The sequence below is a fragment of the Bifidobacterium leontopitheci genome (assembly GCF_009193355.1).
GTDB lineage: Bacteria > Actinomycetota > Actinomycetes > Actinomycetales > Bifidobacteriaceae > Bifidobacterium > Bifidobacterium leontopitheci.
The window spans coordinates 1-23773 of the sequence record NZ_WBVT01000004.1; the positions used below are offsets into that span (position 1 = coordinate 1).

Consider the following 23773-nt stretch of genomic DNA (forward strand, 5'->3'; position numbering starts at 1 on the left):
CGCTGGTCGGCCGCGTCAGATGTGTATAAGAGCCTGCTCTCTCGCACCAGACTCACGTTCTTCGGCGCGATGCGCGGCGAACTCGTCAAGGCGCTCAGCCTGACCTCCACCTACGTGCTGCTCATCATCAACGCGCTGCTCATGCCGGCCGGCACCGCGATCACGGCGTGGGCGATCGTCGCGCTCCACACGCACGACAGCACCGGCTCCACCATCGATGCCGGGCCGCTGGCCGGCTCGCTGCTGTGGCAGTCGGTGGGCGCATCGGTCAGCCTGTGCATGATCGTGGCCGGCATCTTCGGCGTGATGGCGGTCACCTCGGAATACGCGACCTCATCGATTCAGTCGTCGCTGACCGCCAATCCGCGCCGCGTGATGTTCCTGAACGCGAAGGCCATGGTCACCATGCTGCTCGCATTCGCCTCGTCGCTGGCCGGCCTACTGATGTCGTGGGGCGTGGCGGCCATGGCGTTCGCCGGTCCCGGCATACGGCCGCTCGGCGACGATGAAGGCGCGCTGCCGGTCGTCGCATTGCTGGGCGGCGCCGCGGTGCTCGCGCTGACGGCGGTGATGGCCTTGGGGTTCGGCGCGCTGTTCCGTTCCACGGTGGGCGGCGTCCTGACGGTCATCGGACTGCTGACGATCATCCCCTCGATCCTGAGCATGGCGACGCTGGCGGGGGAGCGGATGGCGTGGGTGCGTTCGGTGGTCGCCTGTATGCCGGGCAATGCCGCGTCGCAGTTCATGTCCGGACCGTCCGACGGTCTGGCGGCCAGCGCCGCCGATGGCGTATTCACTCCGAACTGGTGGCAGTCCGGCCTGATCCTGCTGGCGTGGGCGGTCGTCGTCTACGCGGCCGGCGTGCTCGTCGCCCGTCGCGCCGACGTCAAGTGACCGGCGTCATGCGGATTCGATGGTGGGCGTCCGTTGTCGGCGACGCCCACCATCGGATTATCGCTGCCGCGTCACGCTGCTCGCCCGCGCAGTGTGACGCGGTGCTGTGAGACATTGGAAACACTGGGTTTTCACTGTAGCGTCACTCTGCGCGGGCGAGCAGCGTGACGGTAGGGGCGTCTCGGCGTCGAGCCCTCGATGCCGCGTGTCCACCGGCGCCGTCGCCGACTCCTGCGTGTCACATACGGCTCATATAGTTAAGGCCATGCCTACATTCACACGCGAAGAAATCGAGCATTTGGGCGATCTCGCCCGAATCGCGCTCACCGATGAGGAGATCACCCGCCTGCAGGGCGAGCTGAACGTCATCGCAGACTCCATCAACAAGGTCCAGGAAGTCGCCGGCGACGACGTGCCGCCGACCGCGAACCCGGTGCCGCTGGAAGCCTACATGCGCCCGGACGTTCCGGCGACGCCGCTCACGCAGGCGGAGACGCTCGCGGGCGGGCCGAAGACCGAGGCCGGCATGTTCGTCGCGCCGCGAATCCTGGGAAGCGAGGAGTGAGAGACGCCATGACCAACGAAGCAACCAACGAGCTCGTCAAGCTGTCCGCCGCCGAGCAGGCCGCGAAGATCAAGGCCGGCGAGGTCTCCAGCCGTGAGCTGGTCGACGCGCATCTGGCCGTCATCGAAGCCGCCGAGCCGTCCATCAAGGCGTTCCTCAAGGTCTCCGCCGACGTGGCCCGCGAGCAGGCCGATGCGTTCGACAACAAGTCCGCTGACGAAAAGGCCGCTCTGCCGGAGTTGGCAGGTGTCCCGATCGCCATCAAGGACATGATCGTCACCAAGGGCATCGAGACCACCGCCGCCTCCAAGATCCTCGAAGGCTGGGTGCCGCCGTACGACGCGACCGTCATCGAGAAGCTCAAGGCCGCCGGCATGCCGATCCTCGGCAAGACCAACCTCGACGAGTTCGCGCAGGGCTCCTCGACCGAGCACTCCGCCTACCAGACCACGCACAACCCGTGGGACACCGAGCGCGTCCCCGGCGGTTCCGGCGGTGGCTCGGCCTCCGCGGTGGCCGCGTTCGAGGCCCCGCTCGCCCTCGGCACCGACACCGGCGGCTCGATTCGCCAGCCGGGCGCGCTGACCGGCACCGTCGGCGTCAAGCCGACCTACGGCGGCGTCTCCCGTTACGGCGCAATCGCCATGGCCTCCTCGCTCGACCAGATCGGCCCGGTCTCGCGCACCGTGCTCGACTCCGCGCTCCTGCAGGAGATCATCGGCGGCAACGACCGCCGCGACTCCACGTCCATCCCGGAGGGCCCGCGTCCGATGGCCGCCGCCGCGCGTGAAGGCGCGAAGCGCGACCTCAAGGGCATGAAGGTCGGCCTCGTCAAGGAGCTCGGCGGCGACGGCTACCAGCCCGGCGTCGAGGCCCGCTTCAACGAGGCCGTCAAGAAGCTCGAGGAGATGGGCGCCGAGATCGTCGAGGTCTCCTGCCCGCACTTCGAGTACGCGCTCGGCGCGTACTACATCATCATGCCGTCCGAGGTCAGCTCCAACCTGGCCCGCTACGACGGCATGCGCTACGGCCTGCGCGTCATGCCGCCGGCCGGCGTGCCGCAGACCGCCGCCAACATGATGGCCTACACCCGTGAGGCCGGCTTCGGCGACGAGGTCAAGCGCCGCATCATCCTCGGCACCTACGCCCTGTCCGCCGGCTACTACGACGCCTGGTACGGCTCCGCGCAGAAGGTCCGCACGCTGATCATCCGCGACTTCCACAACGCCTTCGAGAAGGCCGACGTGCTCGTCTCCCCGACCAGCCCGTCCACCGCCTTCAAGTTCGGCGAGAAGATGAACGACCCGCTGGCCATGTACATGAACGACATCGCCACGATCCCGGCGAACCTCGCCGGCGTGCCCGCCATGTCCATCCCGGCCGGCCTGAGCGACGACGGCCTGCCCACCGGCATCCAGTTCATCGCCCCGCAGCAGCGCGACGAGGTCATGTACAAGCCCGCCGCGGCGCTCGAGGCGGCCCTCGAGGAGGACTGGAACGGCCCGATCTGGAAGGACCTCAAGGCCCCGTGGCTGGATTCGCTCGCCAAGTGACGAAGTGACATCGAAGGAAAGAAAGCAACATCATGGCTGAAAAACTGATGAAGTACGCCGATGCCACCAAGAAGTACGATGTGGTGTTCGGCCTGGAGACGCACGTCGAGCTGTGCACGAAGACCAAGCTGTTCTGCCCGGCCGAAGTGAGCTTCGGCGGCGAGCCGAACACGCAGCTCACCCCGGTGAGCCTCGGTCTGCCCGGCTCCCTGCCGGTCGTCAACAAGACGGCGGTCGACTACGCGATCAAGCTGGGCCTCGCCCTGCACTGCGAGATCAACGAGTGGAGCCAGTTCGCCCGCAAGAACTACTTCTACCCGGACATGCCGCGCGACTACCAGATCTCCCAGTACGACAAGCCGACCAACGGCAACGGCTACCTGGACGTCGAGCTTGAGGACGGCACCGTGTTCCGCGTGCCGATCGAGCGCGCGCACATCGAGGACGACGCCGGCAAGAACACCCACGTGGGTGGCGCCGACGGCCGCATCGAAGGCGCCGACCACTCGCTGGTCGACTACAACCGCGCCGGCGTGCCGCTGATCGAGATCGTCACCAAGCCGATCGAGGGCGCGGGCGACCGCGCTCCGGAGATCGCCGGCGCCTACATGCGCGCCATCCGCGACATCGTGCGCGCGCTCGGCATCTCGCACGCCCGCATGGAGCAGGGCAACATGCGAGCCGACGTGAACGTCTCGCTGCGCCCCTCCGCGGACGCCCCGTACGGCACGCGTTCCGAAACCAAGAACGTGAACTCGTTCCGCGGCATCGAGAAGACCATCCAGTACGAGATCCGCCGTCAGGCCGCGCGCCTCGACGAAGGCAAGGAGATCCTGCAGGAGACCCGCCACTGGGACGAGTCCACGCAGACCACCGCCGGCGGCCGCGTCAAGTCCGACGCCGACGACTACCGCTACTTCCCCGATCCGGATCTGGTCATGCTCCACATCACCAAGGAGCACATCGCCGAGATGGAAGCCCAGATGCCGGAGATGCCACGCGAGCGCCGCAACCGTCTCAAGTCCGAGTGGGGACTTACGGACCTGCAGATGCGCGACATCCTCAACGCCGACGCGCTCGATCTGATCGAGGAGACCGTCAAGGCCGGTGCGAAGGCCGCCGGCGCCCGCAAGTGGTGGCTGGGCGAGCTCTCCCGCGAAGCCAACGCGAAGGGCGTCTCGCTTGAGGAGCTGCCGATCACCCCGGCCGACGTGGCCGAGGTCGAGAAGCTGATCGCAGCCGGCAAGCTCAACGACAAGCTCGCCAAGCAGACCGTCGTCGGCGTTCTGGCCGGCGAGGGCACCCCGGATGAGGTCGTCAAGAAGCACGGCTACAAGATCGTCGAGGATTCCGGCGCCATCGAGAAGGCCGTGGACGACGCGCTCGCCGCGAACCCCGACGTGGCCGAGAAGCTCAAGAGCGGCAACATGAAGCCGATGGGCGTCATCATCGGCGCCGTGATGAAGGCGACGCGCGGCCAGGCCGACGCGAAGGCCGTCACCAAGATCGTCATGGGCAAGATCAAGGCCTGAAGCCACCCTGGCGTGAGAACTCCCCGTCCGCAGCCAATCGGCTGCAGGCGGGGAGTTCGCGTTTTTCCGCCTTCCGCCGCTCCCGCACCTCACCCGCGCCCTCACACCGCGCAACGCCCCGCGCCCATTATCTTCCCAGAGAACAATCAGGCGCGTAGAATATCCTCAGACATCGAGTTATGTGAGTATCGCTGAGGAAATGGGAATGTCTGGAAACGTCGAATCGTCATTGGACCTGGAAACGCCGCGCGAGCTGCCCGCCCGTATCGTCATTCCGCCGATCAAGGGCGAGATGGTGCATCTGCGCCCCGCGAGCGTGGATGACCTGCCGCGCCTGGATGAGCTGGATGCCTATTACGGCGCCTCGCGTATCACCGGAAAGGACGCGCAGGCCGAACGCGCGGTCGTGCACACGTGGGTGCGTCGTTCCGAAGCCTGGGCGCACGGGCAGTCGCCCGACGAGTCCGGCGTGGGCGACCCCGAATCACGCCGCACGATCGCATGGGCCGTGCTCACCGACGCCGACCATGACGACGACGGCGAGGTCGACGCCGCCTCGACCGACAATGTCATCGGCATGATCTTCCTCATCGACATCGACGGCTGGTCGCGCTCCGCCCGCATCCAGGTGGTGCTGGGCCGCGACTTCCGCGGCCGCGGCTATTCGCGCGACCTCATGCCGCGCGTCATGACCTACGGTTTCGCGCCCGAACCGGCCGGACTGGGCCTGCACCGCATCTGGGTGGCCGTGCCCGAGAAGAACACCCGCTCGCGTTCCGTGTACCGCTCGCTCGGCTTCGAGCCGTCCGGCACGTCCCGTGACGCGCTGTGGGATGCGGAGAACGGCAAGTACCAGGACCTCATCGTCATGGATACGCTGGTCGACGAGTATGATCCGATCCGCTCGCTCGACGCGTTCGGCATGCACGTGATCGAGGACAATCCCGGCGTGCGTGAGGCGTTGAGCGCCCGCGAGCATTCCATCGCCATCCGCAAGACCTCTGGCGACGCCGGGCAGACGGGCGCCGGACAGACGAACGCCGAACAGACTGGCGCCGCGGACCGTGACGCACAGCCGGAGCGTGCGTCCGAGCCGTCGCGCGAGTCCCGCGCCGACTGGTCGGGCCGCGCGCACCAGCCGGCCGCGTCGGCGACCGGCGATGCCGCCGCCCATGTCGCCGGGGAGACGTCTGGCGATACGACTGCGACCGCCGCGGCCGCCGTCGCGCAGCCTGCCGACGCCGCGTCGAAGACCGCCGCCGACCATGCGCACGACGCGCCGCGCAGCGAGGAGGAAAGCAACTGGCCGTACGGGCAGAACGAACGCAAGTCGTCGAAAGAGGCGTGGTGGCGTATCCTTGGTCGCGGCCGTAAACGTGACGTGGAGGAGTGACCATGAGCGCCGAAGATCTCGACAACTATGAAACCGACGCGGAACTCGCCCTGTACAAGGAGTACCGCGACGTCATCAAGCTGTTCACCTACGTCGTCGAAACGGAACGACGGTTCTACTTGGCGAACAAGGTGGACTTCAACGTCCGCTCAGCCGGGCAGGACGTGTATTTCGACGTGCAGCTCACCGATGCGTGGGTGTGGGACGTGTACCGTTCGTCGCGGTTCGTCAAGAACGTGCGGATCGTCACGTTCAAGGATGTGAACGTCGAGGAAGTGCAGAAAACCGACATCGACATCCCCGACGACATCCACTGACGAACGTACGCCGGCGACGTTCCGGTAATGACGTTCCGGTAATGACGTGAGCAGACGGCCGGAACGTGAGGCATCCCCCACGTTCCGGCCGTCGCCGTTATCCATGAATTCACCGGACGTCGGCCGACAATTCACAGCCGTAACCTTGCGGCCGGGTGTCCCGTTCATCTGAACCGGTTATCCTCGCGCCCGTGAACAAGCAGCATCTTCAGCGCGGACTGTTCTCGTCCGTCGCCACTCTCGCAGCCGCCGCGACCCTGATGGTCGGCGGCGTCACCGTCTCCGCACCCGCGGCCGTCGCCCTTGAAAAGGACGGCCAGTACTACAGCAGCAAGCAGCCCTACGTCGCACCCGACGAGCAGACCGTCGCCTCCTACAGCAAGGCGCCGGCAGGCTACGCGCCCATCTACACCGAGTCGATGGCCCGCCACGGCTCGCGCGGCCTGTCGAGCTACAAGTACGACGCGCTGCTCATGAAGATGGCCGAAGCGGCCGCCAAGGACAACGGCTTCACCTCCGCCGCCGTCAAGGACGAGTTCCTCGCCAACCTCAAGGCCATCACCGCCGCCAACGTGGCCAACGGCTACGGCATGCTCACCGGCCAGGGCGCCGACCAGCATCAGGGTATCGGCGAGCGCGCCTACCAGCGCAACAAGACCCTGTTCGACGCCGCCGCCAAGAGCGGTGACAAGCAGGCCATCGCCTACCAGTCGTCCGGCGAGGCTCGCGCCACCGAATCCGGCGAGAACTTCGCGCGCGGCTTCAACGCGGCGTCCGGTGGCGAGCTGGCGGACAGCACCGTCACCCCGGCCGACCCCGCCGGCACCGGCGAGGCCGCCAAGTTCGACAAGACGCCGAACACGCTGTACTTCCACAAGACCGACAACCCCGACGGCACCACGAAGACCGGCGACGCGCTGAAGATCGCGCAGGAGTACGAGGACTTCATCGCCAACGACAAGACCATCGCCGGCGCCGAGGACACAATCGCCTCGGACCCGCAGCTGACGGCCGCCTCCCATGACCTGCTGCGCCAGATCTTCACCGACGACTTCCTCGCCAAGCTCGCCGACGGCGGCTACACGTGGTACAACACCGCGGACGGCACCAAGAACGGGGCCGTCAACTGCGCGCCCGGCGCCGACCCCGCCAAGGACGCGGACGCCTGCGGCGAAGCCAAGAAGAAGATCGCCTCCGAATACGACGCCGCGATGGACCTGTACAACCTGTACATCATCGCCGCCGACATGAAGAACGAGAACACCGGCAGCCACACGTTCGACTTCGACCGCTACTTCCGGGGCGACCACGCCGCCGACGCACGCCTGTTCGCGTGGGCGCTCGACGCCGAGGACTTCTACGAGAAGGGTCCGAGCCGCGCCGGCCAGAACGAGACGTACAAGATCGCCCAGCCGCTGCTCGACGACTTCTTCAACGCGATCGACAAGCGCGTGAACGGCGGCAAGACCGTCGCCACGTTCCGCTTCGCCCATGCCGAGACCATGATGCCGTTCGCGGCCCTCCTCGGCCTGCCCTACTCCACCCAGCAGGCGGCCGACAGCGCCACCGACGTGTACACGTACGACAACAACGAGTGGCGCGGCGAGAAGGTCACGCCTATGGCCGCCAACGTGCAGTGGGATGTCGTCGCCAAGCCCGGCAACGACCCGGCCACCGGCCGCGCCTACACGCCGCTCGTGCGCATGCTCTACAACGAGAAGGAGATCGGCTTCCGCGACGAGTGCATGCCGATCGCCAAGGACTCCCACTGGTACAAGCTCACCGAGCTCAAGACCTGCCTGAACGCCGACGCCGACGGCAAGCACAACACGTTGGGTGATGCCGCACGCCTGACCGACGGCTCCAACCCGCTCGTGCCGCTCGTCTCCGAGTACGCCAGCTGGTGGCAGGCCCCGCAGTTCAACGAGGACGGCACGCTCAAGTCCGCCGGCAAGGTGCTCAACCGGAAGGTCCTCGCCGAAAACGACGAGAAAGTCGTCGCCATCAACAACGCCGCAGCCAAGGGCGCCACCGCCACCACGCCCAGCGAGCAGCAGCAGCGGGCGCTCTCCGACCGCGACGCCGACAAGGACGTGGCCACCGCCTTCCGCGACGGCTTCGGACCGGTCATCGGCGCGTACTTCGCCGACGGATACAACGACGGCAACCTCGACAAGGTCGCGGCCGTCATGAACGACAACGGCTGGTCCGGCAACCCCGCCAAGAACGTCAACCAGTATCCGCGACCCTACGTCACGGACCGCGGCACGTGGGCGCCGATCGCCGACAAGGCCACCGGCTTCAACCAGAACACCGGCTCCAACGACCTCGCCGGCCTGCCCAAGAGCCTCAACATCATCAAGGTGAACACCGACGCGGACGGCAAGGCGCTCGGCTCCGACGGCAAGCTCCACGCGCCCGACTATCCGAAGAACTCGTACGAGGGCTCCTTCCCCTCCGGCCACACCAACAAGGCGTACTCGCGCGGCGTCGTGCTCGCCACGCTCGTCCCGCAGCTCGCCCCGGAGATCCTTGCGCGCACGTCGGAGGCCGGTAACAACCGCATCGTGCTCGGCGTGCACTATCCGCTCGACGTCATGGCCGGCCGCATCGGCGGACAGGCGTCCGTCGCCGCATACATGAACGAGCACGCCGATGAGGTCAAGGCCGCCTCCGACCAGCTGGTCGGCTACCTGACCGCACGTTGCAAGGCCGACGGCAACGGCGACACACTCGAGGAGTGCATCGCCAACACCGGCGCCGACGGCTCGAACGGCTACCGCAACAGCTTCGTGGACGCCGTTTCCACCAAGCCGGTCACTGACCGTGCCTCCGCACTGGAGGCGTATCGTGCGCGCATGACCTACGGCTTCGCCCGCACCGGCGCCGCCGGCAAGGCGTTCACCGCGCCGCAGGGCGCCTCCGCGCTGCTCGCCTACGCCTACCCGCAGCTGACCGACGCGCAGCGCGACGCCGTGCTCGCCGCCACCGCCATCGACTCCGGCTACCCGCTCGACGCCTCGTCGCAGGGCTGGGAGCGCATCGACCTCGCCGCCGCGCTCAGCGCGACCGTATCAATCGACCGCACAGGCAAGGTCGTCGCCGTCACGCCGGCGGCCAAGCCGTCCGTCGTCACCGTCACCGACAACGGCGGCAACGGCTCCCAGCACAACGGCCGACCGTCCAAGCCGACCGTCACCGTCGACGCGAACGCCGCGAACGGCGGCCAGCTGAGCCGCACCGGCGCCGACGTGAACGCCGTGGCCGTCGCCATGACGCTGCTCGCGCTCGCCGGCATCTCGCTGAGCCTGTGGAAGGTCCGGCGGTAAACCGCATAGGCTGACGCAACGGCCGGGGCCGGGCACGGAAGTGCCTGCCCCGGCCGTTGTCGTATGCGGTGCGGCGGCGGCAGCGGCTGGGTTGCGCTGCCGGGCGCCCGGCAACGCAACGGTTTTGTGAGCAAATGCCGGGTTCCCCCGCGCGCTTCCGGGGTTTCGTATAGACTATCCCTGATTTGTTTTGGTAAGGAGACCTCACGTGACGCAGAAACAATCCGTAGTGATTATCGGCGGCGGCCCTGCAGGCCTGACCGCAGCATGGGAGCTTGTCAACGACAACGGCTCCGACAAGTACGACGTGACCGTTCTGGAAGAGACGCACGAGTTCGGCGGCATCTCCCGCACCGTCAAGCACAACGGCAACCGCATGGACATCGGCGGCCACCGTTTCTTCTCCAAGGACGACCGCATCATGGACTGGTGGAAGAACGTCCTGCCGCTGCAGGGCGCCCCCAGCTACGACGACAAGAAGCTTGGCCGCGAACACGACATGGAGCCCGGCGGCCCCGACCCGGAAACCACCGACGAAGTGATGCTCAAGCGCCACCGCGTCTCGCGCATCTACTGGAACCGCCACTTCCTTGACTACCCGATCTCCCTGTCGTTCGGCACCTTCCGCGCCATGGGTCTCAAGCTGACCATCATCGCCGGCTTCAGCTACCTCAAGTCCATGTTCCACAAGCTGCCCGAAACCAGCCTCGAGAACTTCTACATCAACCGCTTCGGCCGCAAGCTCTACTCCATGTTCTTCGAGGGCTACACCGAGAAGCTGTGGGGACGCCACCCCTCCCAGATCTCCGCCGACTGGGGCGCCCAGCGCGTCAAGGGCCTGTCCATCCTCGGCGTTCTCAAGAACGCCTTCCAGAAGCTCCTGCCCAAGAAGCGTAGCAACAAGGAGGTCGAGACCTCCCTCATCGAAGAGTTCTGGTACCCCAAGTACGGCCCCGGCCAGCTGTGGGAGACCGTCGAGAAGCGTTGCGTCGACTCCGGCGTCAACGTCATCACCGGCGCCAAGGTCGTCGAAGTCCGCCAGTCGGCCGGCCACATCGACTCCGTCGTCTACCAGGACGCCGACGGCAAGCGCACCGAACTGCACGCCGACCAGTTCATCTCCTCCATGCCCATCAAGGACCTCGTCAACGCCATCGACGCCGCCTCCCACGACGACGCCTTCGCCGGCGAGCCCTCCGCCCCCGTCCCCGGCGACATGACCCACATCGCCAACGGCCTGCCCTACCGCGACTTCGTCACCGTCGGCCTGCTCGTCAAGCACCTGCGCCTCAAGAACACCACCGACATCCCCACCCTCGGCAACCCGCCGATCGTCCCCGACTGCTGGATCTACGTGCAGGACCCCGGCTACAAGGTCGGCCGCCTCCAGATCTTCAACAACTGGAGCCCCTACCTCGTCAAGGACGTCGACAACACCGTCTGGGTCGGCCTCGAATACTTCTGCGACGAAGGCGACGACTTCTGGAACATGACCGACGAGGAAGCCACCAAGTTCGCCATCTCCGAACTCACCCGCATGCGCGTCATCAGCGGCCCCCAGGACGTCCTCGACTCCCACCGCGAACGCGTCAAGAAAGCCTACCCCGCCTACTTCGACACCTACAAGGACATGCCCGAACTCGTCGAATACCTCGACTCCTTCGGCAACCTCTACTGCGTCGGCCGCAACGGCCAGCACCGCTACAACAACATGGACCACTCCATGGCCACCGCCATCGAAGCGGTCGACAACATCAAGAGCGGCAAGACGTCGAAGAAGAACGTGTGGTCGGTCAACACCGACAAGTCCTACCACGAGACGAAATAGCCGGCAACGGAGCGCCTTCTGCGTTGCGGGAGGCTCGACGTACCGTCGTACGCCTTCGCCTCCCGCGCCTTGAAGTCGCACGCGTTGCCGACTATTTCGTTCGGAATCGCACGTACGCCTTCGGCCTCAGACGGCGGTCTCCGCACACGCGGATTCCTTCTGCGACAGAAATCGGTGGCGGCGGAGTATCGTCCCGCCCCTCGGTGGAGGGCCAAGCCGGTGAACAGCGGAGCTGACTGTCCCGCTTCCTTGGCCCCCTCGGTGGAGGGGGCTGTCGCGGCCGAAGGCCGTGACTGGGGGAGCGCCACCCGCTACAGCGATTCCGATGCCCTGACAGAACGGTCCCCGATGATCATGTGATCGTCGGGGACCGTTCGTATTCAAGGGGCGGGCGTTGCGTCACTCTGCACGGGTTGAGCGTCACGCTGCTCGGGCTGCATGTCACTGTGCGCGGGTCGCCGTCATCACGACCTCGAATCCGCATGATTGTCCGCGAAGTCGCAAGCCTGCCGCCGTGCGCGCCGGTTTTGCGTTCGTCGTCGGAACGTTATACAGTATGGGAAGTCCGAAACGCATGGCGTGCGGCGGACGTTCACAGCGGTATGACCGCAATCATTCCTGTAAAGACTGTTGGTATACGGTCTGCTCATGCAATGCGGTCTGCTAAGGAAAGGCAAAACGAGTGGCAACGAGCCAGAATCTTGAGGATATGAAGCTGACTGAGCTCAAGGAGCTCGCCAAGCAAATGGGGCTTCGTGGTACGTCGACGATGAGGAAGCCGGAATTGGTAGCCACCCTGCAGGCAGCACGAAGCGGAGGCGCGGCGCCCGCCGGCGTCACGGTCCGTCCCGTAAAGACCCCGGTGCGCAAGCCCGAGACCACCAGCGACAACAACGCCCCCGCGGCGCAGCAGCCGGCCGCCCAGAGCGAGGCCGACACTACCGACCGTCAGTCCGAGCCCGTCGTGCGCACCGTCCGCACGTCCAAGCGCGTCTCCCGCCAGTCCGGCGCGCCCACCGTCACCGTCCAGCCGGCCGACACGACCGCCGACCAGCCGGCCGCCTCGCATCGCCGTGGCACCGACAGCGGCCGCGCGGCCGAAGTCGCCGCCAGCCTGTTCGACGAACTCAACATCTCCGCCTCCGACGGCGCGCCGAAGCACCGCACGGGCGACGACCGCTCCGACTCCCGCGACTCGCGCGAGAGCCGATTCTCCATGGACTTCGACGGCTTCGATTCCGGCACGCAGCGCCGTCGTCGCCGCAACTTCGAATCCCGCGGCGACCGGGCCGACCGCGGCGAGACCCGCGGCAGCGAGACCGTGCGCGACCTTGACGACATCCTCGCCACGCTGCCGGTGCAGAACGCCGACAACGACCGCCGCGCCGACCGCGACAGCCGTGACGACGAGGGCCGCGACGATTTCGTCCGCCGCACCCGCGACCGCGGTGAGACCCGCGGCACCATGAACGGCGATCGCCGTCAGCGTCGCCTGCGCGGCCGCGACCACTTCGACGAGCGTTCCGACCGCGCCGAGCGCACCGACACCCGCGTGGAGCGCCAGGAGCCGAACGACGACCTGGTGCCGGTCGCCGGCATCGTCGACGTGCTCGAATCCTATGCGTTCGTGCGCACCTCCGGCTATCTGCCCGGCCCGAACGACGTGTACATCTCCATGGGACAGGTCAAGAAGTACGGCCTGCGTAAGGGCGATGCCGTGCAGGGCTCCATCCGCGCCCCGCGTGAGGGCGAGCGTCGCAACCAGCGTCAGAAGTTCGTGCCGCTGCAGTCCGTCGACACCATCAACGGCCTGAGCGTCGAGGATGCGCAGAACCGTCCGCAGTTCGCCAAGCTGACGCCGCTATACCCGCAGGAGCGGCTCAAGATGGAGACCACGCCGACCAAGCTCACCGGCCGTCTCATCGACATCGTCTCCCCGATCGGCAAGGGCCAGCGTGGCCTCATCGTCTCCCCGCCGAAGGCAGGCAAGACGATCACGCTGCAGAACATCGCCAACTCGATCACCACGAACAACCCGGAAGTCCACCTGATGGTCGTGCTCGTGGACGAACGTCCCGAAGAGGTCACCGACATGGAGCGCACGGTGCAGGGTGAGGTCATCGCCTCCACCTTCGACCGTCCGGCCTCCGACCACACCACCGTCGCCGAGCTCGCCATCGAGCGTGCGAAGCGACTTGTGGAGCTCGGCCAGGATGTCGTCGTGCTGCTCGACTCGATGACCCGTCTCGCACGCGCCTACAACATCGCCGCCCCGGCCTCCGGCCGCATCCTGTCCGGTGGCGTGGACGCGCAGGCGCTCTACCCGCCGAAGAAGTTCTTCGGCGCCGCCCGCAACATCGAGAACGGCGGCTCGCTGACTATCATCAGCTCCGCGCTCGTCGAAACCGGCTCCAAGATGGACGAGGTGATCTTCGAGGAGTTCAAGGGCACCGGCAACATGGAGCTGCGCCTGAGCCGCGAACTGGCCGACAAGCGTCTCTTCCCGGCCATCGACGTGAACGCGTCCGGCACCCGCCGCGAGGAGCTCATCACCTCGCCGCAGGAGCTGCCGATCATCTACCGTCTGCGTCGCCTGCTCGGCGGCATGGAACCGGAACAGGCCTATCAGACGCTCGTGCCGCGCCTCAAGAAGACCGCGACGAACCGCGACTTCCTCGCCGCGATCGTGCAGCAGGCGAACGGCAACGCCGTCAACGGCAACTGAACGCTGAGCACTGCGCACTAAACGCTGCGCGCTGAATCGGTCCTGTGGCCGCCGTTTCCTCGTGAACGGCGGCCACACGCGTAACTGCGCAAGGGCGAGCACGGTGACGTCGCGTTGCTTGCGGATTGCGTCACTCTGCTCGCCCTTGCACAGTGACGCATCCTCGAAAACCATTGGAAATACTAGGTTTTTATGTGGATGTCACTGTGCTCGGGCGAGCAGAGTGACGTTGGTGACGTCATGTCACCAACGTCACGCCATGCGCACGATGTGATGGTATTCGGGCGTGTGCCGGCTCAGCGCGGGGTCGGCGTGACGTTCGGCGAACGCGCACAGCCGACGTACGCCCTCGCGCAGTTCGTCCGCGTCGCCGGCATAGGACAGCCGCACGAACCCTTCCCCGGCCTCGCCGAACGCGGTGCCCGGCACCACGGCGACGTGCTCCTCGTCCAGCAGCATCCGGCTGAAGCGGTCGGCGCTCATGCCGGTGCCGCGCACGTCCACGAACGCGTAGAACGCACCCTGCGGCGGCACCATGCGCAGCGCAAGGCACCTGTGCAACCCGTCGACCACGATCTGCCGCTTGGCGCGGTACTCCTCGCGCATGGCTGCGACCTGATCCTGCGGGCCATCCAACGCGGCCACGGCGGCGTACTGCGCGGTCGAGTTCACCGACGAATGCATGAGTTCGGCGAGCTTGCTGGTCTGCTCGATGATCCGCTCGGATCCCAGCAGATAGCCGATGCGCCAGCCGGTCATCGCGAACGTCTTCGACAGGCTCTCCACCACGATGGTGTGGTCATGCATGCCCGGCACGGCGGCGATCGACGGGGCCATGGGATCGTCGCCGGCTGCGGCGGCGTCCGTACCGCAGTCACCAAACACGAACGGGTGGTACACCTCGTCGCTGATCGCCCAGATGCCGTGCCGCTTGCACACGTCGGCGATGCGCGCCAGCTCGTCGGCAGGGGTCACCGCGCCGCTCGGATTGCCGGGGGAGTTGATGATGACGGCCTTCGTGCGCGGGGTGATCGCCGCTTCGATGTCGCGCGCGTCAAGACGCATGCGATTGCCGGGCCGCAGCGCCACGGTCACCGGGACGCCGCCGCACATGAGCACCTCGGCGTCGTACGAAGTGAAGAACGGCGAGGGGATGATGACCTCATCGCCCGGGTCGAGCACGGTCTTGAGCGCGAGATACAGGCCGATCGTGGCGCCGTCGACCGCTTGGATCTCGGTTTCAGGGCTGTAGCGCAGTCCCTTCACGCGCGCCGAATAGTCGGCGACGGCCTTGCGGAACGGTTCGATGCCCAGCACGTTCGTGTATTTCGTATGCCCTTCGCGGATCGAGCGGCAGGCCGCCTCGACGACGTGCGGCGCCGCGGTCGCGCTCGGCTCGCCCACGCACAGGGAGATGACATCGGGGATGCTCTCCACCCGGTCGAACACGTCTCGTATTCCGGAACGTGGAATGGACAATGCGTGGTCTGCAATGCGGGGCATGGTCATGTCAATACCGTCTTTCTGTGGATATTCATCGCGTATTCGCGCGGAGAATCGTAAAATTATTGCAACTACCGATAGTGTACAGTAATTATTCCCAATAATCGCTATATTGGCAGCAAAACAAATGAAAGTTCAATGCATGGATATGGAATATTCACATTCTGCCGACTGGAATCGCCATGGCCTTGAGCCGAAAAACCGGTTACGATGCGAAGTATGAAGGAACGGGAAGGGACGGACGGTACCGCCGTCATGGATGTGGACCAGCGCGACGCGATCATTCTCGACATGCTGGAGGCGGACGGACATGCCACGCTCGTCCAGATGTCGAAGGCGACCGGCCTGTCGGTGTCGGCGGTGCAGTCGCGCGTGCAGAAACTGGAACGCCGTGGGATCATCCGCGGATACAAGGCCGTCATCGACCATGAGCGCCGCGGACTGCCGATCAGCGCGTTCGTGTCGGTCACGCCGCTCGACTATTCGCAGGAGGCCGACATCCCGGAAAAACTGCATGGGCTCGACGGCGTGGTCTCATGCTATTCGATCGCCGGCGCGCCGAGCTTCATGCTGCTGGTGCGCGTCGCCTCGCCCGGCCGGCTCGAGGAGCTGCTGAACCTGATCCACCGCACGGTGCCGGTGAGCACCGAAAGCACGGTCATCCTGCAGACGTACTTCTGACACGGCGCAAGTTTCCCGGCCGGTGATAGGCTTGCAGTCATGAGCGAAACCGAACACAGTGACTGGCAGCCCTCCTCGTCGCAGCAGGACGGCGGCGAATACCAGACCGTCATCGACGCCGACACCGCGCAACGCGACCCCCAGACCGCGCTGGTCGTCGCCAAGATCAAGGCGCTGCGGCAGTCCATCGACAACGTGGACACGGCCATCGTCTCGCTGCTTGCCGAACGGTTCAAGTACACGTCGCGCGTCGGCGTGCTCAAGGCCGAAGCCGGGTTCGCGCCGGCAGACTACAAGCGCGAGGACTATCAGATCGAACGGCTCCACCGCATCGCTGTCGACGCCGGACTCGACCCGGACATCGCCGAAATGTACCGCGAATTCGTCGTCGCCGAAGCCAAGAAGCGGCATCAGCGCATCGCCGACGCGGGCGGCGACCCCGGCGTGCTCGACGTGTTCGCCTGATACCGTCCGCCATCATCCGCGCAGCCGCCACGCCCGAATGAACCAACGGGCGCGGCGGCGCAGCCGTGTCACCATCCGTGTAGCGCATCAGAGGAGCATATGAGCCGATACGACATCCTGACGCGCGGCCTCGCCGCAATCGTCACCACGGTGATGACCCTGTCGGCGGCCGCCTCACAGCAGACCGGACTGACGGTCGCGCTGCCCGAATCGGACGTCGAGTTCTCCAAGACGCAGAACGTGATGACCCTCACCGACACAGCCGGCGAGCCGGGCCGCCTGTACGTCGCCAACCAGTTCGCCGCCAACGGCAGCGGCACCATCGTCGACTATGAAAGCGGCGCCGCCAACGGTTCCGTGACCGCCGTCAGACTCGCCGCAACACCACGCCGCACCGTCGTCACCCACGACCGCGTCGCGTCACGGCAATACCCGCTGCCATGGAACGTGACGGTCATCTACGGGCTGAACGGGCCACAGACCGCGGCAGACGACATCGCCGGCGCCAGCGGACTGGTCGACATCCGCATCATCGTCGAGCCGAACCCGGATGTCGCAGGCGACTACGCGAACCGCAGCATCCCCGTCATCGCCTTCACCGTGCCGGACAGCGTCACCGACGACATCACCATCGGCGACGGCATGACATTGACATCCAAAGGCTCCGACTTCCTAGTCAGCGGTGTCGGCAAGCCGGGCGGGCGCACCGTCTTCGACTGCTACATGAACGCCAAACGGTTCTCCATGAGCCAGCTGGCGTTCGCATCGGTCCAAGCCGACGACACGACGTCGTTCACCGCCGCGCTTACGGCGATCGCCCAACAGGCGGACGGTCTGGTGGACACCCTCGTCACCACCGGATCGACCGCCGACCAGCAGCTCATCGACAAGCTCACCGCCATGCGCAACAGCGAAGAGAAGCTCGGCAAACAGGCCGTCGCCGAGAAAAGCGCGGCGCACAAGGCGGCGTTCGACGCCTACATGGCACAATACGTCAGCTCATACACGACGCACCTGTCAGGATCGATCGGCAGCTCCACGCAAATGCAGGCGCTCATCGGCACCGCCGGCGAGCTGAGCGGCGACACCCCGATGGCGCACGCCGTCACCGACCTGGCGAACGCGGTGAACGCGGTCAGCGCCGCCCACCAGCATGAAGGCGCGGTGAGGGCCATCGACGACGTGATCCGCAAGATCAGGCAGCGCGGCACTTCAGGGCTTGTTGACGAGATCAGCGAACAGATGGGGCAGGAAGCCACCAAAGGCACCACCGGATACAAGGCGGGGCAAAGCCAGCTGTCCACCGCGATGATCCCCTACTCGATGGCCTACACGGTCGCCTACACCAAGCATCTGAGCGAGCTGACCGGCGGCTCATCCGCCAACGCGGCGCAATACGAACAGCAGGCCAACGCCGCCACCAGCGAAGAGTTCGCCACCGGCTCCGACCATGCAGGCGACCGGCAGAAAGTCCAGTCCGCCATGGATTCGCTCGCCGCCGCGTCGGAACACACCGGCGCCGCGAACGCGCTCCAGCAGATCAGCGTGCAGTTCGCGAAGGAACTGAGCGTCGGGGACGATACGGCTGACGGCGGTGACTCAGCCGATGGTGACTCAGCTGATGGTGACGTCGCGGAAGATGACGTCGCGACGATACGATACGGCTGGGCCGGACCGGACGCCGACGCCGGCACGATGGCGGTGCGCGCCGAACGCAAGCGCGTCGCCGCCGTCACCAAGGCGAACCAGGAGGCCGCCGAACGCAAGGCCAAGGAGCTCGCCAGCGGCAAGAGCGACGACGATGCGCAGTCCAGCATGAACATCAACGACGTGATGGGCAGCGCCAGCGGACTCGGCATGCTCGGCGGCGCGGTCAAAGGCGGGGACGGCTCGGGCAAGAGCGCGGGGAGCGGCTCGTCGGGCGACGGCAAGGCCGGGAGCGGAACGTCGGGTTCCAGCTCGGCTGGTTCCGCCGGTTCCGGGGATGCCGCGGTGTCGACCGTCGCGCAGGTGTCGCCGGTCTACGGCATGGCCGGACGGCACCCGCGCGCACTGCTGCACGCGGACCTTTCCGGACTGATCGACGAGACCGTGGAGATCGGTTCCGCCGCCGACCTGCTGACCGCCGCGGCCGCCGCGCTGGCTGGCGGGAGTGCGGACGCGAGCGGGAGCGCGGGTGCTACTGGCGATGGTGGCGACGTGCGTGCAGACAGCGGCGACGCGAGCGTGGGTACGGACTCGAGGGGGAGCGCGGACGCGGCAGCCGACGACGACTCGCCTGCCGCGCGGCTTGCCGCGGCGTTCGCAGCTGCAGGCGACTCCGCCACCTACGACGTCATCTCCACCCTCAACCGGCACACCGACACTGTTCGTCTCCTCATCATCCGCCCCGCCGTGGGGTAGAGGCGGACGCGGCAGCGACTCTGGCGGCTATACTTGTGCGTCAGAATGGCGCTGAAATTGGCACCGGCACAGGGATTGGGGATTCGATGAATCAGGTCACCATCATCGGCAACGGGTTCGATATCGCATGCGGGTTGAAGTCCACCTATGCCGATTATTTCGCGCATATGATGAATGGCATCGAGCCGGGAACGTACCCTGATGGGTGGTGGAAACATGACGAGCCGGAAGCGTTTCCGATTGTTGCAGAACATGTGAAAGCTAAGGATCCGAAGATTTTCAGCGCGTGGGTGCCGATTTTTGCGTGGTTGCACGACTATCCGCAAAGTCGGAGTGTTGATAAGTTGACGTGGTGCGATGTGGAAAGCGCCATCAGGGATTTCGTCACCGGCTTGCACAGCATGGATACGGTCACGATGATCGACTGCTATGATCGCGATATCTCGGTCGGATCGCAAGTGTCGCAAGCTTACGAATGCTTATGTCAGTACTTTGACTATGCCGATTGCCGGCCTTATGACGACGCGTCGAAGGCATGGACCATCGGCTGGGATGCTCAGGGCCATGTCAATCTTCCATATCATGACTTTGCCCGGCTGTTCCTGCGCGAGCTGGAGAGGTTCGAGAAGAACTTCCGGGAGTACATTGGTTCATTGGTGACTGACGAATATCTGGGTACAGCTGAGAGTTTGTATACTGCCATCGATAATGCCAACACTAGTGCAGATGAGATAGCCAATCGTCATCTGGTTCTGAACTTCAACTTCACCGACCCTTTAGCGAGGGTATTGTATAAAACGGAATGTGGTAACGTGCATGGCACATGTAAGGACGGTACCGCGTTTTTCGGCTTCGCTCCTAAGAACGACGATCCGGCATGGTCCGACGCCTACATGTTCGCCAAGCATGTACGGTATCTGGAAGTGATGGACGGGTACAAGGCCGGTTGCTCCGAGTTCTGGAAAACGCTCAACAACCTTGATCATATCGACGTCATCAAGGTGTTCGGCTGCTCGTTGGAAGGCGGCAAGGACAACGCCGATTATCCATATTTCCGGCACATCTTCAGAAAGGCCCATCTTGAGGACGGCGGCACCTATCTCGGGTTCTACTACACCGAAGGCGCAAGCCGTGAGCGGCTGTTGGCCAATGCGGTCAAGCTGCTGAACGGTTACGGGGAGGATGTGGAGGCGTCCGGCGGGCAGCCGATTCAGGAAGGACTCGCGCGTAGGCTGGAGATCTGCGGCCAACTCGGTATCGGCGATCTGACCGATAAGGTTTCGCGATGATCTTTCGCAGACTCGTCGTTTCAGGCTCGTATCTGAAGACCCTGTAAGAAGCTAGCCGACGGTCAGAATCATACTGCCTGTGTCACAACTTGCACGAAAGGGCGGAATGTGCGAGTTGTGATACACTCCTCGGCCCGTTACCGCTCAGAAAGGCTCGTTTTTGCGTCACAACTTGCACATTGTGCCCTCGTGAGCGAGTTGTGACAACAATCCGTGTCACAACTCGCACGAAAGAGCGGAATGTGCAAGTTGTGACACACTCCTCGGCCCGAGCATTGAGCATCCGATGGTGCAGGACCGCCGCGAGAGACCGGATTCGATGCGTTTTCGCCCGCGCGGGAGGGCACATCCATGAATGGCCGTGTCCAGAATACTCAACAACGGGGTTTCTGCGTGTTCAAGAGCATTCCCCGCGCTTGGAACGCCATCAAGCGTCCATGTCAGGCGTTCAATACACAAACGGCCTCCCCGCCCGGTAATCCGAGGCGGGGAGGCCGTTACACTGCACGAGTTGCGTTGCTGCGAAGAAGCCCTTACTTCTTCGGCTTCTTCACCGGCGGCTCGCCGAGCTCGCTGGCGGTGATGTCGACGACATCATCCGCAGCGCCCTCGGCGTCGGCCGCAGCCTCCTCTTCGGCGTGCTTCTCCACGAGGTCGAACTTGCCGATCACGCGGCCGGCCTGCGCGATGTCGTCGAGAGAGGCGCGGATCGCCTCGACGCCCTCACGCGCGGCGGACAGCGCCACGGAGAGGATCGGCGTCTTCATGGAGACCTTCGCTTCGGACTTGATCTTGCGCAGCTGCTCCACGGCCTTGCCCGCCCAGGCGAGCGCCTCGGGCGACGCGCCGGTCGCGGCGGCCGCGTACGGTTCGGCGGTCGGCCATGCGGCGCGGTGCACGGAGCCTTCGCCCTCATGCATCCAGCTCCACACCTCTTCGGTGGCGAACGGCAGGTACGGGGCGAGCAGACGCGCAAAGGCGTCGAGGCCCAGTCCCAGCGTGGTGCGGGCGGAGAGCACGGCCTTCTCGCTCGGCGTCTTGCCGTGCGCGTCCGGCGTGCCGTAGGCGCGGTTCTTCACCAGCTCGATGTAGTCGTCGCAGAACTGCCAGAAGAAGCTTTCGATGACCTCCAGCGCCTTGGAGTGCTCGTACGCTTCGAGCGCCTCGGTGGCCTGTCGGATCACGATGGCCAGCTTCGCCATGACCGCGCGGTCGAGCGGCTCGGTCACGTCGGCCGGGTTCCATGCGGCGGTCGCGGCGGCGCCGACGTGATGGTTCTCGTCCTCGCGGCCGATGGCCAGCGCGAACTTGGTGGCGTTGAGCAGTTTGATGGCGAGGCGGCGGCCGATCTTCATCTGGCCTTCGTCATACGTGGCGTCGAGGCCCAGACGTGCGGATGCGGCCCAGTAGCGCACCGCGTCGGCGCCGAACTGCTTGATCGGCTTGTCCGGCACGACGACGTTGCCCTTGGACTTCGACATCTTCTTGTGGTCCGGGTCGAGGATCCAGCCGGAGAGGGTCGCGTGCGCCCACGGCAGGCACTTGTTCTCCAGGTGCGCGCGGTCCACGGTCGAGAACAGCCAGGTGCGGATGATGTCCTGGCCCTGCGGGCGCAGATCCATCGGGAACGTGGCCTTGAACAGCGCCTTGGACGCTTCGTCCGGCTCCTCCCAGTGGGTCACGATCTGCGGGGTGAGCGAGGAGGTCGCCCACGTGTCCATGATGTCCTGCTCGGCGGTGAAGCCTCCCGGCACGTCGCGCTGCGACTCGTCGTAGCCGTCCGGCACGTCGTTGGTCGGGTCGATCGGCAGCTGGTCCTCACGCGGGGTGATCGGGTGGTCGTAGTCGGCCGAACCGTCCTCCTTGACCGGGTACCACAACGGGAACGGCACGCCGAAGAAGCGCTGACGGGAGATCAGCCAGTCGCCGTTGAGACCGTGCACCCAGTTCTCGTAGCGCACGCGCATGAAGTCGGGGTGGAAGTTCAGCTCCTTGCCGCGTTCGATGAGCTCGGCGTTCAGCTTGGCGTCGGTGCCGCCGTTCTTCAGGTACCACTGGCGGGAGGTGACGATCTCGAGCGGCTTGTCGCCCTTCTCGTAGAAGTTCGTCATACGCTTGGTAGGCGTCGGCTCGCCGTCCAGGTCGCCGGATTCGCGCAGGTGGTCGACGATGATCTTGCGTGCGGAGAACGTGGTCTTGCCGGCCGTCTCCTCGAAGATCGCCTTGCCGCCCTCGTCGGTGATCCAGTCCGGTACCGTCATGATGATGCGGCCGTTGCGCTGGATGATCGGACGGGTGGGCAGGTTGAGGTCACGCCACCATTCGACGTCGGTCACGTCGCCGAAGGTGCAGCACATGGCGATGCCGGCGCCCTTGTCCATTTCGGCGGCCGGGTGCGCGAGGATCGGCACCTTGACCTTGAACAGCGGGGAGTACACGTACTGGCCGAAGTACTGCTTGTAGCGCTCGTCCTCGGGGTTCGCGATCAGCGAGGTGCAGGCGGCGAGCAGCTCGGGGCGGGTCGTCTCGATGTAGATCGGCGTGCCGTCCTCGAAGCGGAAGGCGACCTTGTGGTAGAAGCCGGGGTATTCGCGCGATTCGAGCTCGGCCTGGGCCACGGCGGTCTGGAACGTCACGTCCCACAGGCCGGGCGCGTCCTTCTGGTACGCCTCGCCGCGCGCGAGGTTGCGCAGGAACGCCTTCTGCGCCACACGCTGCGGGTGTTCGCCGATGGTGTGGTAGGTCTGCGACCAGTCGATCGACAGGCCGAGCGAGCGCCACAGCGCCTCGAACTGCTTCTCGTCCTGCGCGGTGAGCTTCTCGCACAGTTCGATGAAGTTCTTGCGGCTGATCGGCACCTGGTCCTTCGCGTCGATCTTCTTGCCGTCGGTGCCTTCGAACGGCGGCTTGAAGTCGGGGTCGTACTTGAGCGACGTGTCCACGCGCACCCCGTAGTAGTTCTGCACGCGGCGCTCGGTGGGCAGGCCGTTGTCGTCCCAGCCCATCGGGTAGAACACGTCGTAGCCGCGCATGCGCTTGTAGCGTGCGATCACGTCGGTGTGCGTGTAGCTGAACACGTGGCCGACGTGCAGGTGGCCGGAGACGGTGGGCGGCGGGGTGTCGATGGAGTAGACGGCCTTGCGGTCGCGGGTGCCGCCGAACTTGTAGACCTTATCGGCGTCCCACTCGGTACGCCACTTGTCCTCGAGGCCCTCCACGCCGACCTTGTCGGGCAGGGGGGTGAGGTGTGCGTTGATGATGCTGTTTTCCTCAGTCATAACCGCAAGTCTAGAAAG

Annotated in this window: 15 protein-coding genes and 1 pseudogene; 14 read left to right on the top strand and 2 right to left on the bottom strand. The window is 65.6% G+C overall.

Translation table 11 applies throughout. The annotated features are described in order from the left end of the window. The 10 genes and pseudogenes from F7D09_RS11040 to rho form a co-directional block, all read left to right on the top strand. Positions 1-894 (top strand): ABC transporter permease (locus tag F7D09_RS11040; protein WP_193312276.1); only part of this gene is annotated, 894 nt, incomplete at its 5' end. A gap of 265 nt (positions 895-1159) precedes the next feature. Next, positions 1160-1459 carry an Asp-tRNA(Asn)/Glu-tRNA(Gln) amidotransferase subunit GatC gene (gatC, locus tag F7D09_RS01940; protein ID WP_152233763.1) on the top strand — a complete coding sequence of 100 codons (300 nt, stop codon included), beginning with the start codon at positions 1160-1162 and terminating at the stop codon, positions 1457-1459. Between the two features lie 8 nt (positions 1460-1467). Continuing rightward, complete coding sequence (gene gatA / locus F7D09_RS01945) at positions 1468-3012, top strand: Asp-tRNA(Asn)/Glu-tRNA(Gln) amidotransferase subunit GatA (RefSeq protein ID WP_152233764.1); 1545 nt, start codon at positions 1468-1470, stop codon at positions 3010-3012. Positions 3013-3044: 32 nt separating this feature from the next. After that, positions 3045-4544: an Asp-tRNA(Asn)/Glu-tRNA(Gln) amidotransferase subunit GatB gene (gatB, locus tag F7D09_RS01950; RefSeq protein ID WP_152233765.1), complete on the top strand. Its 1500-nt coding sequence runs from the start codon at positions 3045-3047 to the stop codon at positions 4542-4544. Between the two features lie 205 nt (positions 4545-4749). Further along, a complete protein-coding gene (locus tag F7D09_RS01955; RefSeq protein WP_152233766.1) occupies positions 4750-5937 on the top strand; it encodes a GNAT family N-acetyltransferase in 1188 nt (395 codons plus the stop codon). Between the two features lie 2 nt (positions 5938-5939). Continuing rightward, positions 5940-6254: a DUF2469 domain-containing protein gene (locus tag F7D09_RS01960; protein WP_003838651.1), complete on the top strand. Its 315-nt coding sequence runs from the start codon at positions 5940-5942 to the stop codon at positions 6252-6254. A gap of 260 nt (positions 6255-6514) precedes the next feature. Beyond that, positions 6515-8119: pseudogene (locus tag F7D09_RS11325) on the top strand (histidine-type phosphatase); the annotation flags it as partial. A 324-nt stretch (positions 8120-8443) separates the two neighbouring features. Then, a complete protein-coding gene (locus tag F7D09_RS11330; protein WP_226835879.1) occupies positions 8444-9583 on the top strand; it encodes a phosphatase PAP2 family protein in 1140 nt (379 codons plus the stop codon). A gap of 208 nt (positions 9584-9791) precedes the next feature. Then, a complete protein-coding gene (locus F7D09_RS01970) occupies positions 9792-11411 on the top strand; it encodes an NAD(P)/FAD-dependent oxidoreductase (protein WP_152233768.1) in 1620 nt (539 codons plus the stop codon). A 682-nt stretch (positions 11412-12093) separates the two neighbouring features. Beyond that, positions 12094-14136, top strand: a complete 2043-nt coding sequence (gene rho / locus F7D09_RS01975) for a transcription termination factor Rho (RefSeq protein WP_152233769.1) — start codon at positions 12094-12096, stop codon at positions 14134-14136. A 252-nt stretch (positions 14137-14388) separates the two neighbouring features. On the opposite strand, the gene F7D09_RS01980 is transcribed toward rho, so the two are convergent. Further along, a complete protein-coding gene (locus tag F7D09_RS01980) occupies positions 14389-15639 on the bottom strand; it encodes a pyridoxal phosphate-dependent aminotransferase (RefSeq protein ID WP_376862854.1) in 1251 nt (416 codons plus the stop codon). A gap of 219 nt (positions 15640-15858) precedes the next feature. On the opposite strand from F7D09_RS01980, the gene F7D09_RS01985 reads away from it, so the two are divergent. The 4 genes from F7D09_RS01985 (at position 15859) to F7D09_RS02000 (ending at position 20477) form a co-directional block, all read left to right on the top strand. Continuing rightward, complete coding sequence (locus F7D09_RS01985; RefSeq protein ID WP_376862852.1) at positions 15859-16320, top strand: Lrp/AsnC family transcriptional regulator; 462 nt, start codon at positions 15859-15861, stop codon at positions 16318-16320. A 39-nt stretch (positions 16321-16359) separates the two neighbouring features. Next, the gene (locus F7D09_RS01990; protein ID WP_152233772.1) at positions 16360-16785 is read left to right on the top strand and encodes a chorismate mutase; all 426 of its coding nucleotides are present in this window, start codon (positions 16360-16362) and stop codon (positions 16783-16785) included. A 99-nt stretch (positions 16786-16884) separates the two neighbouring features. Further along, positions 16885-19188, top strand: coding sequence for a hypothetical protein (locus tag F7D09_RS01995; RefSeq protein WP_152233773.1), 2304 nt, complete (start codon positions 16885-16887; stop codon positions 19186-19188). Positions 19189-19274: 86 nt separating this feature from the next. Further along, positions 19275-20477 (top strand): AbiH family protein, encoded by a 1203-nt coding sequence (locus F7D09_RS02000; protein WP_152233774.1) that lies wholly within the window; start codon positions 19275-19277, stop codon positions 20475-20477. A gap of 533 nt (positions 20478-21010) precedes the next feature. On the opposite strand, the gene valS is transcribed toward F7D09_RS02000, so the two are convergent. After that, complete coding sequence (gene valS, locus F7D09_RS02005; RefSeq protein WP_152233775.1) at positions 21011-23755, bottom strand: valine--tRNA ligase; 2745 nt, start codon at positions 23753-23755, stop codon at positions 21011-21013. Positions 23756-23773: the final 18 nt, after the last annotated feature.

Coding starts and splice junctions, on each gene's coding strand:
- gatC (WP_152233763.1), top strand. CDS start 1,160: ATGCCTACATTCACACGCGAAGAAATCGAGCATTTGGGCGATCTCGCC.
- gatA (WP_152233764.1), top strand. CDS start 1,468: ATGACCAACGAAGCAACCAACGAGCTCGTCAAGCTGTCCGCCGCCGAG.
- gatB (WP_152233765.1), top strand. CDS start 3,045: ATGGCTGAAAAACTGATGAAGTACGCCGATGCCACCAAGAAGTACGAT.
- F7D09_RS01955 (WP_152233766.1), top strand. CDS start 4,750: ATGTCTGGAAACGTCGAATCGTCATTGGACCTGGAAACGCCGCGCGAG.
- F7D09_RS01960 (WP_003838651.1), top strand. CDS start 5,940: ATGAGCGCCGAAGATCTCGACAACTATGAAACCGACGCGGAACTCGCC.
- F7D09_RS11330 (WP_226835879.1), top strand. CDS start 8,444: ATGAACGACAACGGCTGGTCCGGCAACCCCGCCAAGAACGTCAACCAG.
- F7D09_RS01980 (WP_376862854.1), bottom strand. CDS start 15,639: ATGCCCCGCATTGCAGACCACGCATTGTCCATTCCACGTTCCGGAATA.
- F7D09_RS01985 (WP_376862852.1), top strand. CDS start 15,859: ATGAAGGAACGGGAAGGGACGGACGGTACCGCCGTCATGGATGTGGAC.
- F7D09_RS01990 (WP_152233772.1), top strand. CDS start 16,360: ATGAGCGAAACCGAACACAGTGACTGGCAGCCCTCCTCGTCGCAGCAG.
- F7D09_RS01995 (WP_152233773.1), top strand. CDS start 16,885: ATGAGCCGATACGACATCCTGACGCGCGGCCTCGCCGCAATCGTCACC.
- F7D09_RS02000 (WP_152233774.1), top strand. CDS start 19,275: ATGAATCAGGTCACCATCATCGGCAACGGGTTCGATATCGCATGCGGG.
- valS (WP_152233775.1), bottom strand. CDS start 23,755: ATGACTGAGGAAAACAGCATCATCAACGCACACCTCACCCCCCTGCCC.